General features: G+C 51.7%; 13 protein-coding genes and 1 riboswitch. Of the genes, 8 read left to right on the forward strand and 5 right to left on the reverse strand.

What is annotated here, in order from left to right; genetic code table 11:
- Positions 1-55: 55 nt before the first annotated feature.
- The 3 genes from NNN64_RS17460 to argE all read right to left on the reverse strand — a co-directional run bounded on the left by NNN64_RS17460 (position 56) and on the right by argE (position 6,118).
- Complete coding sequence (locus tag NNN64_RS17460) at positions 56-1,789, reverse strand: phosphoethanolamine transferase CptA (RefSeq protein ID WP_271442189.1); 1,734 nt, start codon at positions 1,787-1,789, stop codon at positions 56-58.
- A gap of 209 nt (positions 1,790-1,998) precedes the next feature.
- Positions 1,999-4,650: a phosphoenolpyruvate carboxylase gene (gene ppc / locus NNN64_RS17465; RefSeq protein WP_271442190.1), complete on the reverse strand. Its 2,652-nt coding sequence runs from the start codon at positions 4,648-4,650 to the stop codon at positions 1,999-2,001.
- A gap of 316 nt (positions 4,651-4,966) precedes the next feature.
- Positions 4,967-6,118, reverse strand: a complete 1,152-nt coding sequence (gene argE, locus NNN64_RS17470) for an acetylornithine deacetylase (protein WP_271442191.1) — start codon at positions 6,116-6,118, stop codon at positions 4,967-4,969.
- Between the two features lie 155 nt (positions 6,119-6,273).
- Here argE and argC point away from each other — a divergent pair, with 155 nt between their 5' ends.
- The 4 genes from argC (at position 6,274) to oxyR (ending at position 10,772) form a co-directional block, all read left to right on the forward strand.
- Complete coding sequence (gene argC, locus NNN64_RS17475; RefSeq protein WP_137381483.1) at positions 6,274-7,278, forward strand: N-acetyl-gamma-glutamyl-phosphate reductase; 1,005 nt, start codon at positions 6,274-6,276, stop codon at positions 7,276-7,278.
- A gap of 7 nt (positions 7,279-7,285) precedes the next feature.
- A complete protein-coding gene (gene argB / locus NNN64_RS17480) occupies positions 7,286-8,062 on the forward strand; it encodes an acetylglutamate kinase (RefSeq protein WP_137378532.1) in 777 nt (258 codons plus the stop codon).
- 108 nt (positions 8,063-8,170) lie between these two features.
- Entirely contained in the window at positions 8,171-9,541 is a 1,371-nt protein-coding gene (gene argH, locus NNN64_RS17485) for an argininosuccinate lyase (protein ID WP_271442192.1), read from the forward strand.
- A 313-nt stretch (positions 9,542-9,854) separates the two neighbouring features.
- Positions 9,855-10,772, forward strand: a complete 918-nt coding sequence (oxyR, locus tag NNN64_RS17490) for a DNA-binding transcriptional regulator OxyR (protein ID WP_137381485.1) — start codon at positions 9,855-9,857, stop codon at positions 10,770-10,772.
- On the opposite strand, the gene sthA is transcribed toward oxyR, so the two are convergent.
- The gene (sthA, locus tag NNN64_RS17495) at positions 10,755-12,155 is read right to left on the reverse strand and encodes a Si-specific NAD(P)(+) transhydrogenase (RefSeq protein ID WP_202037223.1); all 1,401 of its coding nucleotides are present in this window, start codon (positions 12,153-12,155) and stop codon (positions 10,755-10,757) included. The two genes, oxyR and sthA, sit on opposite strands and share 18 nt — an antisense overlap.
- Before the next feature lie 191 nt (positions 12,156-12,346).
- Between sthA and fabR the strand changes: the two genes are divergently transcribed.
- Both fabR and NNN64_RS17505 read left to right on the forward strand, forming a co-directional pair.
- The gene (gene fabR, locus NNN64_RS17500; RefSeq protein ID WP_003028862.1) at positions 12,347-12,982 is read left to right on the forward strand and encodes an HTH-type transcriptional repressor FabR; all 636 of its coding nucleotides are present in this window, start codon (positions 12,347-12,349) and stop codon (positions 12,980-12,982) included.
- A 15-nt stretch (positions 12,983-12,997) separates the two neighbouring features.
- Positions 12,998-13,357 carry a YijD family membrane protein gene (locus NNN64_RS17505; RefSeq protein WP_271442193.1) on the forward strand — a complete coding sequence of 120 codons (360 nt, stop codon included), beginning with the start codon at positions 12,998-13,000 and terminating at the stop codon, positions 13,355-13,357.
- Between the two features lie 82 nt (positions 13,358-13,439).
- On the opposite strand, the gene trmA is transcribed toward NNN64_RS17505, so the two are convergent.
- Positions 13,440-14,540: a tRNA (uridine(54)-C5)-methyltransferase TrmA gene (gene trmA, locus NNN64_RS17510; protein WP_271442194.1), complete on the reverse strand. Its 1,101-nt coding sequence runs from the start codon at positions 14,538-14,540 to the stop codon at positions 13,440-13,442.
- Positions 14,541-14,655: 115 nt separating this feature from the next.
- Positions 14,656-14,852: riboswitch (cobalamin riboswitch) on the forward strand.
- Positions 14,853-14,916: 64 nt separating this feature from the next.
- Here trmA and btuB point away from each other — a divergent pair.
- Both btuB and murI read left to right on the forward strand, forming a co-directional pair.
- Positions 14,917-16,755 carry a TonB-dependent vitamin B12 receptor BtuB gene (gene btuB, locus NNN64_RS17515; protein WP_202037221.1) on the forward strand — a complete coding sequence of 613 codons (1,839 nt, stop codon included), beginning with the start codon at positions 14,917-14,919 and terminating at the stop codon, positions 16,753-16,755.
- Positions 16,700-17,551 (forward strand): glutamate racemase, encoded by an 852-nt coding sequence (gene murI / locus NNN64_RS17520; protein ID WP_137381510.1) that lies wholly within the window; start codon positions 16,700-16,702, stop codon positions 17,549-17,551. Before btuB ends, murI begins: the two co-directional genes overlap by 56 nt.
- Positions 17,552-17,911 lie beyond the last annotated feature (360 nt).

Below are 17,911 nucleotides of genomic sequence, written 5' to 3' on the forward strand. Positions count from 1 at the left end.
ACAGTAACCGTCATCATAAAAAAAGGCCACTCTTAAAGAGTGGCCTGAGAGAGCGTTACTGATTCCCGATTTGATCGCCGTAAGGCAGGGAGTCGTAATCGATCAGGGCGTTTTTCTTGTACGGATTACCAATCCAGCGGGTCGTCTCTTTGAACTCCGGGCTGGTAATAGAACGGGTCGGATCGAAACCATCGTACGTAAAGCCTGCCAAATCTGACCAGGTATGGATAAGTTCAGAGCTGCTGTACTTACGATTAACGTCCTGTGAGAAGTCGCGTGGGTGCGCAGCCTGCCATTTTTCAGACGTCCACAACAGGAACGGTACCGTATACATATGGCGCGTTGGGCTATCTTCATTACGACCCTGCGTTTTATGTGGCGGCGTGTCATACACTTCTTCACCATGGTCAGAGAAGTAGAGCAGGAAGCCGTTCGGATCAGTTGCTTTGTAGTCTTTGATCAGGCTGGCAATGATATGGTCGTTATAGACGTTGGCATTGTCATAATCGTTATATGACTCCAGTTCATCACTGCTCAGACCTGCAGGTACGTTCTCGGTATTACCGTCAAACTTACCCTGGCCTTCCGGGTAGCGGAATTTGTATTTAATGTGCGTACCCAGCAAGTGAACGATGATGAACTTTTTCGGTGCCGGGTCGGCCATGACTTCTTTAAACGGTCCCAGCACGTTGCTGTCGTATTCACGCGCACTTTGGGTACGCTGCTGGTTCATATAGAACTGCTTGTCTGTCTGCCGGGAAAATACGGTCAGCATGGTGTTACGGGCGGTCATTGTTTGCTGGTTGGTGATCCAGAACGTTTTATAACCCGCCTGTTTCATCATATTCATCAACGACGGCTGCGTCAGATATAAATCCGGGTTCTTCTCGTTTGCGAAGGTCAGCGCCTGTTGCAGGATTTCAATCGTGTAAGGACGTGAGGTCACGACATTATTGAACACGGTGAAGTTTGGATCGGATTTATGCAGCGCATCCAGTTCCGGCGTGGTTTCACGTGGGTAGCCGTACAGGCTCATGCGGCCACGTTGAGTTGACTCGCCAATCACCAGCACCAGCGTACGCGGCGCATCACCAGAATTGTCTTTAAAGTTAGCCAGTGGTGGCAATGCGTTGTTCTCATTCAGCAGGCTATTTAATGCGGTCAATTGTTGACGGTATTGATAATAACCAGAGATGAACTGCCATGGCGCGGCAGGCTCCATGCGCGACGCAAGGCCGCCCAGCGTTTTCTCAAACGGCTTATGCTTGATAAACGTATTGACGGTCATTGGGTGCAGAATTAAACCGTACAACAGCGCAAATGACACCAGATAACGCCATGGCGACGGAATATGGACCGGGCGTAAACGCGTCCACAGCAGGATTGCGGTTGCTGTATAGGCCAGTGCGATAAGTACAATCTTGAGACTGAAATATTGGCTTAGATATTCGCGGGCTTCGTTGGCGTTGGTTTCAAACATAACGAACAGAACGCTTTGTGAGAATTCTTGTCCGTAAATAACGTAATAACTCAGCGCGGCCAATGAAGCCGCCCAGAGTGCCACACCAATAACGGCAGCGATAATGCGAATACGGTTCGGGAATAAGAATACCGGAATCAACCACAATGAGCTGAACAGTATTGAGTCGCGTAATCCGTTAGTTCCGCTATAGCCACTAAAATAAATAATGGCCTGGAGTAAGGTAGAGAAGAACCAAAAATAGAGGAGTGCCCAACCCAGGGCTTTCCAGCTAAATTTGGGTTTAGACTGGAGTTGTAAGGATTGCATAGTGTGAGCCTGTCTTTAATCGTAGCGCCAACGTTAGCGGCTAAACCTTAAGAGGATCTGAAGCAATGCGAGTCGAAAATCGCGTTCTGCTAACAAATATCCATTGGATGTATAAAATGCAGACAGGAATATATTAAAAATGAGGTGGTTATGACAGCAGTATTTTATATCACCCTCGCGCAATAGCACGAGGGTGACAGGCATAAAAATTAGCCGGTGTTACGCATACCGGCAGCAACGCCAGCAATAGTCACCATTAGCGCCTGTTCGACGCGTGGGTCTGGTGCATGACCTTGCTCTTCTGCCAGGCGCGAACGATATAATAATTCGGCCTGTAAGACGTTCAGTGGGTCAGTATAAATATTCCTTAACTGAATAGACTCGGCAATCCACGGTAGATCGGCCATCAAATGCGAGTCATTGGCAATTGCCAACACCACATTGATATCGGCCTCCAGACGCTGACGCAGTTCTTCACCCAATGGCCAAAGCTCTTTTTTGACCAGGCGCTGATCGTAGTACTCCGCCAGCCACAGGTCAGCTTTTGAGAACACCATCTCCAGCATGCCAAGACGCGTGGAGAAGAATGGCCAGTCACGGCACATTGCTTCAAGCTCGCTTTGCTTACCGTCTTCAACTACTTTTTGCAGCGCCGTACCCGCACCCAGCCAGGCCGGAAGCATCAGGCGGTTCTGTGTCCAGGCGAAGATCCACGGAATAGCACGCAGAGACTCTACGCCACCGGTCGGGCGGCGTTTTGCCGGACGTGAGCCGAGCGGTAACTTGCCCAGTTCCTGCTCTGGTGTTGCTGAACGGAAGTAAGGTACAAAGTCTTTATTTTCACGAACATACCCACGATAGAGATCGCAGGAGATATCTGAAAGCTCATCCATGATATGACGCCAGCCATCTTTTGGTTCCGGCGGCGGTAACAGGTTAGCTTCCAGAATCGCGGCAGTGTACAGCGACAGGCTACTGATGGTGACTTCCGGTAGGCCGTATTTGAAGCGGATCATCTCGCCTTGTTCTGTCACGCGCAGGCCGCCTTTAAGGCTACCTGGTGGTTGAGAGAGCAGTGCCGCATGGGCAGGCGCGCCACCACGACCAATAGAGCCGCCGCGACCGTGGAACAGCGTCAGTTCAATACCGGCTTTTTCGCAGGTTTTGATCAGCGCGTCCTGTGCCTGATATTGTGCCCAGGAAGCGGCCATCACGCCGGCGTCTTTTGCAGAGTCAGAATAGCCAATCATGACCATCTGTTTGCCCTGAATAAAGCCGCGATACCAGTCGATATTCAGTAGCTGGCTCATAACATCATCGGCGTTGTTCAGGTCGTCTAGCGTCTCAAACAGCGGTGCGACCGGCATAGCAAAACCAATGCCGGCTTCCTTCAGCAGCAAATGCACGGCCAGTACGTCAGACGGTGTTTTCGCCATTGAGATTACATAGGCAGCAATGGAGCCATAAGGCGCTTCGGCAATCACCCGGCAGGTATCGAGCACTTCACGGGTATCGTTGCTGGGTTCCCAATTACGTGGCAGAAGCGGGCGCTTGGAGTTCAGTTCACGGATCAAGAAGGCTTGTTTATCCGCTTCTGACCAGTTTTCGTAGTCACCAATGCCCAGATACCGGGTCAATTCGCCCAATGCCTCGGTATGACGAGTGCTTTCCTGACGAATATCAATGCGTACCAGCGGTACACCGAAACATTTCACGCGCCTAAGGGTGTCGAGCAACTCACCATTGGCGATGATACCCATACCACAGGCCTGCAGAGACTGGTAACACGCGTACAGCGGCTCCCAAAGCTGTTCGTTTTGGGTTAGCAGGCCAGCAGGTTTTGGCAGTTTTTCGCCTTTCAGACGCGCTTCCAGCCAGGCCTGAGTTGCCATCAGACGCGAACGCAGCATTTTCATCAGATAGCGGTAAGGTTCTGCCGCACCTTCTTCACCGACCAGCGCCATCAGTTCCGGCGTGGCTTCAACCATCGACAGCTCGGAAATCAGGAACTGGATGTCCTTCAGGAACAGATCAGTGGCTTTCCAACGACTAAGCAGCAGCACATGGCGGGTGATATCTGCAGTGACATTCGGGTTACCATCACGGTCGCCGCCCATCCAGGAGGTAAAACGCACCGGAACAAAATCAACAGGTAGCTTATAGCCCAGATGTTCTTCTAACTGTTCATTTAGCTCGCGCAGGTAGTTGGGTACGCCTTCCCACAGGCTGTTTTCAACCACTGCGAAGCCCCATTTGGCTTCATCAACCGGGCTTGGTCGTAGCTTACGGATTTCATCCGTATGCCAGGACTGAGCAATCAACTGGCGCAGACGACGCATCAGCTGATTGCGTTCGTAATCAACGATATCTTTGTTATCAAGCTGTTTGAGGCATGCGTTTACTTCACCCATTTTATGAATCAAGGTGCGGCGGGTGATTTCGGTTGGGTGTGCGGTCAGTACCAGCTCCAGAGACAGCGATTCCACGGCTTTCTTGATGGTGGCTTCATCGAGGTTGGGCTGGTCTTTCAGTTTACGCAAAGTACGAGCAATCACTTCCGGGTTGCTGGCAGCTTCGCCTTTTGGCGAAATACTGTGGTACTGCTCGGCGGTATTGGCCAGATTCAGGAACTGGCTAAATGCGCGGGCAACGGGCAGCAGCTCGTCGTTAGACAGATTTTGCAGTGTGGTGAGCAGTTCCTGGCGATTAACTTCATTGCCAGCGCGAGATGATTTGGACAGCTTACGGATTGTTTCTACGCGATCAAGAATGTTCTCTCCCAGCGCATCCTTGATGGTCTCTCCCAGCACTTTGCCGAGCATACTGACATTACTACGCAACGCGGAATATTGTTCGTTCATATTAACCCAGACACCCCATCTTTAATTTATGTGTCCTGTATCCTTCGCGCCACAGCGGTGTTGGCTGCGCTCGAAATCTCTCGGACTTAATTTTTTCGCCGTCTTTTATAAAGCCACGTAAAACTCGTGACGTCAATTGCTGCGAAATCGCTTCAGCAAACCAATAAATCGCGGCAATTTATTAAAGTTAATTCACATCGTGCCAAATAAGAAAAGCTTATGAACATGTGACATAGAGATGCCGGATGGCGCTGCGCTTATCCGGCCTACAAGACGGGGTAGGCCCGGTAAGCGTAGCGCCACCGGGCAAGTTTCATTAGTGCCAGCAGAAATGGTGCACAACCTGGGTGATTAATTCACGGGTTGGCTTAATAAAGCGTGTTTCCAGATATTCATCTGGCTGATGTGCCTGATTAATAGAACCGGGACCCAATACCAGCGTCGGACACAGCGTCTGGATAAATGGCGCTTCGGTGCAGTAGTTCACCACTTCAGTCTGTGCGCCCAGCAGTTTCTCAACCACCTCGACCAGTTGATGGTCCGGCGGACACTCATAGCCAGGAATGGGCGGATGCAGTTCCGATACCGTCAGGCGACCCGGCCAACGCTCACTGACCGGGGCCAGCGCATCGTTAAGTAGCCCATTCAGATCGTTAAGCGTCATGCCGGGTAGTGGACGAATATCCATATGCAGTTCGCAGCAGGCGCAGATACGGTTAGCTGCATCGCCGCCATGAATATGGCCCAGATTTAACGTGGGGTACGGCACGGTAAAAGCGTCATGGTGATAGCGTTCTTTCAGGCCATCGCGCAGCTTCATGATATGGCCGATAGCATCATGCATCAGTTCAATCGCATTCACGCCGCGTGCCGGATCGCTTGAGTGACCCGACTGACCCAAAATTCGAATGGTGTTAGAGATATGGCCTTTGTGCGCGCGAACGGGCTGCAGAGATGTCGGTTCGCCAATGATTGCGCAGTCCGGGCGGAGCGAAGTCGTTTCAGAAAAGTAACGAGCGCCGGCCATGCTGGTCTCTTCATCAGCGGTGGCCAGAATGTAGAGCGGCTTTTTCAGTTTCGTGACATCCACACCGCGCAGTGCATCGAGAATAAAGGCGAAAAAGCCTTTCATATCCGCGGTGCCCAGACCGTAGAGCTTATTGTCGTGCTCGGTGAGGGTGAAGGGATCGCGCGTCCAACGCCCATCGTCAAAAGGTACGGTATCGGTATGGCCTGCCAACAACAGACCGCCGGCACCGTGCCCGACACTCGCCAGCATGTTGAATTTATTGCGCGTACCAGGAACAGGCTGAACCTCAACATTGAAACCTAAATCTTTGAACCAGTCCGCCAGCAGAGTGATTAAACCTGCATTGCTTTGATCGAGCGCTTCTTCGGTTGCGCTAATCGACGGTGTGGCAATCAGAGCGCGGTAAATCTCGATAAATGGCGGTAAATTGTTTTTCATTGTTGACACACCTCGGGTCATGATAGTATCAATATTCATGCAGTATTTGTGAATAAAAATACAATAACATTGAGCGTAATAAAACCCACCAAGTGTAAGGTGAGGTGATAAAGGCTTATACCTGGCAACCGAATCTAAGAAGGTGAACAGCTCCGATGTTGAATACGCTGATTGTGGGCGCGAGTGGCTACGCTGGCGCAGAGCTTGTGACCTATGTAAATCGCCATCCTGATATGACCATAACCGCTTTGACCGTCTCAGCGCAAAGCAATGATGCAGGAAAATTAATCTCCGATTTACATCCGCAGCTAAAAGGCATTGTCGATTTGCCGTTACAGCCAATGTCCGATATCAGCGAGTTTAGCGCAGGGGTGGACGTTGTGTTTCTCGCGACGGCTCATGAGGTCAGTCATGATTTGGCTCCGCAGTTTCTGCGCGCCGGGTGTGTGGTGTTTGACCTCTCGGGCGCGTTCCGCGTAAACGACGGCGCATTCTATGAGCAATACTATGGTTTTACCCATCAGCATCCTGAACTGCTGGAACAGGCGGTATACGGTCTGGCTGAGTGGAGCGCAGACAGACTGAAAGACGCGAATTTGATTGCGGTTCCGGGGTGTTACCCGACGGCGGCACAATTGTCGCTGAAACCACTGATTGATGCCGGGCTGCTGGACCTGACTCAGTGGCCGGTGATTAACGCCACCAGTGGGGTGAGCGGTGCGGGCCGTAAGGCCGCTATTTCGAACAGCTTTTGTGAAGTGAGCCTGCAACCGTATGGTGTGTTTACTCATCGCCATCAGCCGGAAATCGCTACTCACCTGGGTACGGAGGTGATCTTCACTCCACATCTGGGCAATTTCCCGCGTGGGATCCTGGAAACCATTACCTGCCGTCTGAATGCGGGTGTCACTCAGACTCAGGTCGCGCAGACGCTGCAACAGGCATACAGCGATAAACCGCTGGTGCGTCTGTATGAAAAAGGCGTTCCGGCACTGAAAAACGTGGTTGGCTTACCGTTCTGTGATATCGGATTTGCTGTGCAGGGCGAACATCTGATTGTGGTAGCGACGGAAGATAACTTATTGAAGGGCGCGGCGGCACAGGCCATGCAGTGCGCAAATATCCGTTTCGGCTTTGCTGAGACGCAGTCTCTTATTTAAGGGTGCAATGATGAATCCATTAATTATCAAGCTGGGCGGCGTGTTACTGGATAGCGAAGAGGCGCTGGAGCGTCTGTTTACCGCGCTGGTAAATTATCGCGAGTCGCATCAGCGTCCGCTGGTCATTGTGCACGGTGGTGGCTGCGTGGTCGACGAACTGATGAAACAACTTAATCTGCCGGTGAAAAAGAAAAATGGTCTGCGTGTTACGCCAGCCGATCAAATCGACATCATCACCGGGGCGCTGGCGGGGACCGCGAATAAAACCTTACTGGCCTGGGCGAAAAAACATCAAATTGCCTCTGTGGGTCTGTATCTTGGCGATGGCGACAGTGTAAAAGTGACGCCACTCGATAAAGAGTTAGGTCACGTTGGACTGGCGCAGCCGGGTTCGCCTAAGCTGATTAACACGCTGCTGGAAGGGGGCTTTCTGCCGGTAGTGAGTTCCATTGGCGTTACTGAGGATGGGCTGTTGATGAATGTCAATGCCGATCAGGCGGCGACGGCGCTGGCGGCAACGCTGGGGGCTGATCTGATCCTGCTCTCCGATGTGAGCGGTATTCTGGATGGTAAAGGCCAGCGTATTGCCGAAATGACCGCGACGAAAGCGGAACAGTTGATTGAGCAGGGCATTATTACCGATGGCATGATCGTGAAGGTCAATGCGGCGCTGGATGCTGCGCGTACGCTGGGCCGCCCGGTAGATATCGCTTCCTGGCGTCATGCTGAGCAACTCCCGGCGCTGTTTAACGGCACGCCGATTGGTACGCGTATTCTGGCTTAACTATTAATGTGCCGGATGGCGGCTTCGCCTTATCCGGCCGACATGGGTTTTGTAGGCCCGGTAAGCGCAGCGCCATCGGGCAAAAATATCATATTAAGGAAATTCGTTATGGCACTTTGGGGTGGGCGTTTTACACAGGCAGCAGATCAGCGGTTCAAACAGTTCAACGACTCGTTGCGTTTTGACTACCGCCTGGCAGAGCAGGATATTGTCGGCTCTGTGGCCTGGTCCAAAGCGCTGGTAACCGTCGGCGTACTGACTGCAGATGAACAACTACAGCTGGAAGACGCGCTGAATAATCTGCTGGAAGAGGTACGCCTGGACCCGCAGCAGATCCTGCAAAGTGATGCGGAAGATATTCACAGCTGGGTGGAAGGCAAGCTGATTGATAAAGTCGGGCAGTTAGGTAAAAAACTGCACACCGGGCGTAGCCGTAATGACCAGGTCGCAACTGACCTTAAACTGTGGTGCAAAGACACGGTCATAGAACTGTTGTCTGCGAATCGTCAGTTGCAAAGCGCGTTAGTCGACACCGCGCAAAATAATCAGGACGCGGTTATGCCGGGTTACACCCACTTGCAGCGTGCACAGCCGGTGACGTTTGCGCACTGGTGTCTGGCATATGTCGAAATGCTGGCGCGTGATGAGAGCCGTCTGCAGGATGCGCTTAAGCGTCTGGACGTTAGCCCGTTAGGCTGTGGTGCACTGGCGGGTACCGCCTACGAAATCGATCGTGAGCAACTGGCTGGCTGGTTGGGCTTTTCCTCGGCAACCCGCAACAGCCTGGACAGCGTTTCTGATCGTGACCATGTCCTGGAGTTGCTCTCTGATGCCTCTATCGGCATGGTGCATCTGTCGCGCTTTGCTGAAGATCTGATTTTCTTTAACACTGGCGAAGCAGGCTTTGTGGAGTTATCCGATCGTGTGACCTCAGGTTCATCCCTGATGCCACAGAAGAAAAACCCGGATGCATTAGAGCTGATCCGTGGCAAATGTGGCCGTGTACAAGGTGCGCTGACCGGTATGATGATGACACTGAAAGGTCTGCCGCTGGCGTATAACAAAGATATGCAGGAAGACAAAGAAGGCCTGTTCGATGCACTCGATACCTGGCTGGACTGTTTACACATGGCCGCACTGGTGCTGGACGGCATTCAGGTGAAACGTCCTCGTTGTCAGGAAGCGGCGCAGCAGGGTTATGCCAACGCCACTGAATTGGCGGATTATCTGGTTGCCAAAGGTGTTCCGTTCCGCGAAGCACACCATATCGTAGGTGAGACGGTGGTTGAGGCGATTCGTCAGGGTAAACCGCTGGAAGCATTGTCGCTGGCCGACTTGCAAAAGTTCAGCAGCGTCATTGGCGATGATGTCTATCCGATACTTTCCCTGCAATCCTGTCTGGACAAACGTGCAGCGAAAGGTGGCGTATCACCGCAGCAGGTTGCGCAGGCAATCGACTATGCGAAGGCACGTCTGTAGGCCGGATAAGGCGAAGCCGCCATCCGGCACTGTGCGCCGTTCTGCCTGATAAGCGTAGCGCCATCAGGTAAAAAGTTATCAGAGCCTGGCATTAAGCCGGGCTTTTTTATGCAAAAAAAATGCGGACCAGAGGTCCGCAAAAGTTCACGTTGGCTTTAGTTATTTCGAGTATGAGAACGGACAGGTGCTTCAAGGGTTAAAGGGTACCGTTCCGTTTCTGTGGTGCATTATTAAACAGAAAGCTTGATAGGGATAATCGTTCGTTGCTATGCTACCTATCGCCATGAACTATCGTGGCGATGGAGGATGAATAATGAATATTCGTGATCTTGAATACCTGGTGGCGCTAGCCGAGCATCGTCACTTCCGGCGAGCGGCGGATTCCTGCCACGTCAGCCAGCCAACGCTTAGCGGGCAAATCCGCAAACTGGAAGATGAGCTTGGTGTTATGCTGCTGGAGCGTACGAGTCGTAAAGTGCTGTTCACTCAGGCAGGTTTACTGCTGGTGGATCAGGCGCGTACCGTGCTGCGCGAGGTCAAAGTGCTCAAGGAAATGGCAAGCCAACAAGGCGAGACAATGTCTGGCCCGCTGCACATTGGTTTGATCCCAACGGTGGGGCCATACCTGTTGCCGCATATTATCCCTATGTTGCACCAGACCTTCCCGAAACTGGAAATGTATCTGCATGAAGCGCAGACGCATCAACTGCTGGCGCAACTGGATAGCGGTAAGCTCGACTGCGTGATCCTGGCGTTGGTCAAGGAAAGTGAGGCGTTCATTGAAGTGCCACTGTTTGATGAGCCTATGATGCTGGCGATCTATGAAGATCACCCATGGGCAAACCGCGACTGTGTGCCGATGTCAGATTTGGCAGGTGAAAAACTGTTAATGCTGGAAGATGGGCACTGTCTGCGTGATCAGGCGATGGGCTTCTGCTTTGAAGCAGGTGCCGATGAAGACACCCATTTCCGGGCAACCAGTCTGGAAACGCTGCGCAATATGGTTGCGGCAGGTAGTGGCATTACTTTGCTGCCTGCACTGGCCGTTCCGCCAGAGCGTAAGCGTGATGGTGTGGTCTATCTGCCGTGCATTAAGCCGGAACCGCGCCGTACTATTGGTCTCGTCTATCGTCCGGGATCGCCGTTACGCAGCCGTTATGAACAGCTGGCAGAGGCCATCCGTGGGGCAATGGATGGCCATTTCGACAAAGCGTTAAAACAGGCGGTTTAAGCCGTTTAGCGCGGCTACCCGATAGGCTTCTGCCATGGTTGGGTAGTTAAAGGTGGTGTTAACGAAGTACTCGATGGTGTTACCACCACCTTTTTGCTCCATGATCGCCTGACCGATATGAATAATTTCGGCTGCGCGTTCCCCAAAGCAATGGATCCCCAAAATCTCTTTGGTCTCGCGATGGAACAAAATTTTCAGCGTTCCGACACTCATTCCGACGATTTGCGCTCGCGCCAGATGCTTAAACTGGGCGCGACCGACTTCGTATGGGACTTTCATTGCCGTTAGCTGCTGTTCGGTTTTACCGACGGAGCTGATTTCAGGAATGGTATAAATCCCGGTGGGAATATCTTCGATCAGATGTGCGGTGGCTTCGCCTTTGACCAGTGCCTGAGCGGCGATACGTCCCTGATCGTAGGCTGCAGATGCCAGGCTTGGGTAACCGATCACATCGCCAACGGCATACACATGCGGCAGTGCGGTCTGATACATGCTATTCACTTTTAGCTGCCCGCGACTGTCCGTTTTCAGACCAATATTTTCCAGTGCCAGCGAATCGGTATTACCGGTACGACCATTGGCGTACAGCAGACAGTCTGCTTTCAGCTTTTTACCGGATTTCAGGTGCATGATGACGCCGTCATCACAGCCTTCAATCCGCTCATATTCTTCGTTGTGGCGAATGACCACGCCGCTGTTCCAGAAGTGGTATGAGAGCGAATCGGACATCTCTTGATCGAGGAATGCCAGCAGACGATCGCGGGTGTTGATTAAATCAACTTTTACGTCCATCCCTCGGAAGATCGACGCATATTCGCAGCCAATCACGCCTGCGCCATAAATCAGAACATGGCGAGGTTCGTGATGCAGGCTGAGGATAGAATCGCTGTCGTAAACGCGTGGGTGCGAAAAATCGACGTCAGTTGGATGATAAGGGCGCGAGCCACAGGCAATAACAAACTTATCTGCGGTGAGTGTTTCCACTGTACCGTCGTGACATTCCAGAGCAAGGGTGTGTTCGTCGACGAAACGGGCATTTCCCTGCAGAATTTCACAGTGGTTGCGCTCGTAAAAACCTTGCCGCATACGCGTTTGCTGATTAATTACGTTATCAGCATGGTTGAGAATATCGGCGAAAGAAGAACGAAGAAGTCGGGAATGGTCGCTGTAAAGTGGGTTCTGATTGAATTCGATAATACGGCTGACTGCGTGGCGGAGCGCTTTCGACGGGATGGTGCCCCAATGGGTACAGCCTCCGCCGACGTTATGATAGCGCTCAATAACCGCGACGCGCGCTCCTTGCTTAACCAGACCCATCGCAGCGCCTTCGCCGCCGGGACCGGAACCTATTACTATTGCATCGTAATCGTAGGAATGTGACATGGTCAGGCTTACCTGTTCTTATACATAAAAGCAACAGAATAGTAACATCGTTGTTGAGATAACCCAATTATCGTTGTGCTTTTTTGCGAAGTCGAAGCACAAACTGCGCGTAAACAATCATTCACAAAGCCATGCCAACCGCCTAATCTCTGGTATAGTGCCAGCAAGGTATGTGGAAGGATTCAGACATCGTGATGGGCGTTAGAGCGCAACAAAAAGAGAAAACCCGGCGTTCGCTGGTAGAAGCCGCATTTAGTCAACTCAGCGCTGAGCGTAGTTTTGCCAGCCTAAGTTTACGAGAAGTTGCTCGTGAAGCGGGCATTGCGCCAACCTCGTTTTATCGCCATTTCCGCGATGTGGATGAGCTCGGCCTGACGATGGTGGATGAGAGCGGTCTGATGCTGCGCCAGTTGATGCGTCAGGCTCGTCAGCGTATCGCCAAAGGCGGTAGTGTGATCCGTACCTCGGTCTCAACATTTATGGAGTTCATCGGCAACAATCCCAACGCCTTCCGTTTATTATTGCGCGAGCGTTCGGGCACCTCCGCAGCGTTTCGTGCAGCGGTTGCGCGTGAAATTCAGCACTTCATTGCGGAACTTGCGGACTATCTTGAACTCGAAAACCATATGCCTCGCGCGTTTACTGAAGCGCAAGCCGAAGCCATGGTAACGATTGTGTTCAGTGCCGGGGCAGAAGCACTGGATGTTGGCGCTGAACAGCGTCGGCAACTGGAAGAGCGGCTGGTATTGCAACTGCGCATGATCGCAAAAGGCGCATTTTACTGGTACCGCCGTGAACAAGAGAAGATGACGCACCACTCCGAGTAACGAGAAGGACGAGCAATGAAACAGTCAGGTCAAGATAAAGGTACGCTGCTGCTGGCGCTGGTTGCCGGCTTATCGATTAATGGCACATTCGCGGCGCTGTTTAGCTCCATTGTGCAATTCTCCGTATTCCCGATTATTTCGCTGGTGTTGACGGTTTACTGTCTGCATCAACGTTACCAGAATCGCACCATGCCTGTGGGGTTACCGGGCCTGGCTGCAGCCTGTTTTATTCTCGGTGTTCTGCTGTACAGCACCGTTGTACGTGCTGAATATCCGGACATTGGCTCTAACTTCTTCCCGGCGGTACTGTCGGTGATTCTGGTGTTCTGGATCGGCTTTAAAGTGCGTAACCGTAAGCAGGAAATCGCGGAGTAACCGTTATAGCTGTAGGCCGGATAAGGCAAAGCCGCCATCCGGCAATCTGAACCGGAAGTGCTTATCCGGCCTCCGTTCAGTCTTACTTCTTCGTTAACAGTACGCCGCACTCCATATGGTGCGTATACGGGAACTGATCGAACAGAGCCAGACGTGAAACATTGTGCGTCTGGCTTAATGTTTCCAGGTTCTGACACAGTGTCTCCGGGTTGCAGGAGATGTACAGAATACGCGGATACGCCTGCACCATTTTCTCCGTTTCGCTGTCCAGACCGCTGCGCGGTGGGTCAACGAAAATGGTCTCGCACTGATAACTCTTCAGATCAATCCCCTGCAACCGGTTGAATTCGCGAACACCGTTCATTGCCTGCGTAAACTCTTCGGCTGCCATACGGATAATTTGTACATTATCAATATGGTTAGCTGCGATGTTGTACTGGGCTGCAGCAACGGACGGCTTGGCGATTTCGGTGGCCAGTACGCGGTTGAAGTTCTGTGCCAGCGCTAATGAAAAGTTGCCATTACCGCAGTACAGCTCCAGCAGATCGCCCTTTGAATCTTTGGTGACATCAATCGCCCATTCCAGCATCTGAATGTTCATTGCAGCATTCGGTTGCGTGAAACTGTTCTCAACCTGGCGGTAGATAATCTCTTTGCCCGCGACCGGTAAACGTTCGTCGATATAATCCTGATCCAACTCGATTTTAGTTTTGGTCGCCCGGCCGATCAGGTGCACATTCAGGTTTTGCGCCCGCAGCGCATCCCGCAGCACTTCGGCTTCCTGGCGCCACTCATTATCCAGTTTTTTATGGTACAGCATGGATATCACCGCCTGACCGCTCAGGGTGGTGAGGTAATCAATCTGGAACAGTTTGTGACGCAGGATGTGGTTGTTGCGTACACCTTCAATCATTGCCGCCATCAGCGTATTGATAAGCTCGCTGGCCGCCGGAAAGCTGTCGACGCGAATACGTTTTTTCGTTTGGCTGTCGAACATGATGTGGTACAGGTCATCCCCGTCATGCCACAGACGGAACTCGGCACGCATACGGTAATGGCTAACCGGTGAGCGGAACACTTCCGGAGCCTGTGCATAAAATGGCGTCATTAAGCTCTGCAGACGCACCACTTTTTCAGCTAACTGTGCGTCGTACTGTTCTGTCGGAAGGTGTTCGGGGGTCATGATGCGTCCTGAAAAATAAAAGTACGCGGGGATTGTAGGGATTGCTCATCAGATGTCCAGTTATTGATGATTTCCGATATTGTGATATCCGGTCTGGACAGTAGGTTGTAACAAACTGTAGCATCCGTTTTCCGGTCCTGTGAGTTAAAAGGGAATCCAGTGTGAATCTGGAGCTGACGCGCAGCGGTAAGGAAAGGTGAAATGAGAGCGTAAAGCAGACACTGCCTGTGGGTGGGAAGTCTTCATTTCTTTTTATTCGGTATCCTGAATAACCTTCCAAGCCCGAAGACCTGCCGGCTAACGTCGCATCTGGTTTTCACTATCGCGTACTATCGGTGGACCTGCGGCATCCTTCTTATATTGTGGATGCTTTACAATGATTAAAAAATCGTTGCTGTTGACGGCGCTTTCCGTCGCGGCATCTTCTGGTTGGGCGCAGGATGCTAGCCCAGATACTCTCGTCGTCACTGCCAACCGTTTTCAGCAGCCCCTAAGCGCAGTACTTGCACCCATCACCGTCGTTACACGTCAGGACATTGATCGCTGGCAATCTACCTCGGTAAACGATGTACTGCGTCGTTTGCCTGGTGTTGATATCGCGCAAAGCGGCGGTATGGGGCAAAACTCGTCTATTTTTATTCGCGGCACTAACGCCAGCCATGTTCTGGTGTTGATAGATGGTGTGCGTCTTAATTTAGCGGGAGTTAGCGGCTCGGCCGATCTTAGCCAGTTCCCGGTATCGCTGGTGCAACGTATTGAGTATATCCGCGGGCCGCGTTCCGCTATATATGGTTCGGATGCGATTGGCGGTGTGGTGAATATCATTACTACGCGCGAAAAACCAGGGACGGAACTGACCGCCGGCGTGGGAAGCAATGGGTATCAGAATTACGATATCTCAACCCAGCAACAGCTTGGCGAAAATACGCGTGTCACGTTGATGGGCGATTATGCCTACACCAAAGGCTTCGATGTCGTGGCCTACGGTAGCACTGGTGCACAGGCTCAACCGGATAAAGACGGTTTCTTAAGCAAGACGCTGTATGGCGCACTGGAGCACAACTTCTCCGAGACATGGAGCGGGTTCGTTCGTGGTTATGGTTATGATAACCGCACAGATTATGACTCGTATTATTCTCCTGGCTCTGCACTACTTGATACCCGACAGCTTTATAGCCAGAGCTGGGACGCTGGGTTACGTTTTAATGGCGAGCTTATTCAGTCACAACTGGTTTCGAGCTACAGCCACAGTAAAGACTACAACTATGATCCGAACTATGGCCGCTATGATTCCTCGGCCACGCTGGATGATATGAAGCAATATAATGTTCAGTGGTCAAACAGCATAGTTGTTGGCCACGGTAACATTGGTGCAGGCGTGGACTGGCAAAAGCAAACCACGGAGCCTGGCACTGGGTATGTTACGGACGGTTACGACCAACGTAATACTGGCCTCTATTTGACGGGATTGCAGCAGCTTGGTGACTTCACCTTCGAAGGTGCGGCACGTAGTGATGATAACTCCGAGTTTGGTCGCCATGGTACATGGCAAACCAGTGCTGGATGGGAGTTTATCGAAGGCTATCGTTTCATTGCCTCCTATGGCACATCTTACAAAGCGCCAAATCTGGGGCAGTTGCATGGCTATTACGGCAATGCAAATCTTGATCCCGAAGAGAGTAAGCAGTGGGAAGGGGCGTTTGAAGGGTTAACATCAGGTGTTAACTGGCGCGTGTCAGGGTATCGCAACGATATCGATGACATGATCGACTACAACACTCACACTCAGAAGTACTACAACGAAGGCAAAGCGCGTATTAAAGGTATCGAAGCGACTGCAAACTTCGACACCGGGCCGTTGGCGCATACGCTTAGCTACGACTACGTAGATTCGCGTAATGCGATTACCAACGAGCCACTGGCTCGTCGTTCTAAACAGCAGGTGAAATACCAACTCGACTGGCAGGTCTATGATTTTGACTGGGGCCTGACATATCAATATCTGGGGACGCGATACGATACGGACTACGTTACTTATCAACCGGTAAAATTGGGTGGTGTGAGTTTGTGGGATCTGGCAGTGTCATATCCGATCACCTCACAGCTGACAGTTCGTGGTAAAATCGCCAACCTGTTCGATAAAGATTACGAGACAGTTTATGGCTACCCAACTGCAGGACGGGAATACACCTTGTCTGGCAGCTACACCTTCTGATTCACGTCCTACCGTGCTGGTGTTTGATTCCGGCGTCGGTGGGTTGTCGGTCTACAATGAGATCCGGAATCTCCTGCCGGATCTCCACTATATATATGCTTTCGATAACGTCGCTTTTCCTTATGGTGAGAAAAGCGAAGAGTTTATCGTTGAGCGTGTTGTTGAGATTGTGACGGCAGTTCAGCAACGCTATCCCCTCGCACTTGCGGTTATCGCATGCAATACCGCCAGCACGGTGTCACTCCCGGCATTACGTGAAAAGTTCGCTTTTCCGGTTGTCGGTGTGGTGCCTGCGATTAAACCCGCGGCGCGGCTCACGGCGAATGGTATTGTCGGGCTACTGGCGACGCGCGCGACGGTGAAACGCTCGTACACACACGAATTGATTGCGCGCTTTGCTAACGAGTGTCAGATAGCGATGTTGGGATCCGCTGAGCTGGTGGAACTGGCAGAAGCGAAGCTGCACGGAGAACCCGTCTCGCTGGAAGAGCTGCGTCGTATTCTGCGACCGTGGCTGCGGATGTCGGAACCCCCTGATACGGTGGTCCTTGGATGCACCCATTTCCCTCTATTACAGGAAGAGTTATTGCAAGTCCTCCCGGAAGGGACGCGACTGGTGGATTCCGGTGCAGCGATTGCGCGTCGAACGGCCTGGCTATTGGAACACGAAGCGCCAGATGCAAAATCAGCCGATGAGAATGTGGCATTCTGCATGGCAATGACAACAGAGGCTGAACAATTATTGCCAGTGTTGCAGCGCTATGGCTTCAAAACGCTCGAAAAACTGGCGATTTAGTCTGTTTTGGTGAAAAAGTACGCACTCGGAAAATTATTTTAAATTTCCCCTTGTCAGCCTGAAATAACTCCCTATAATGCGCCTCCACTGACACGGAACAACGGATTACACGCCGCCGGGTCAGCGGGGTTCCACTGAGAATCTCGTAGAGAAAAGCAAAAATAAATGCTTGACTCTGAATGAGGAAAACGTAATATACGGGACCTCGCGACAGAGCGCTAAAGCGCGTCGCAACTGCTCTTTAACAATTTATCAGACAATCTGTGTGGGCACTCGAAGATACGGATTCTTAACGTCGCAAGACGAAAAATGAATACCAAGTCTCTTGAGTGAACATACGTAATTCATTACGAAGTTTAA

Source organism: Citrobacter sp. Igbk 14 (genome assembly GCF_028069825.1).
GTDB lineage: Bacteria > Pseudomonadota > Gammaproteobacteria > Enterobacterales > Enterobacteriaceae > Citrobacter.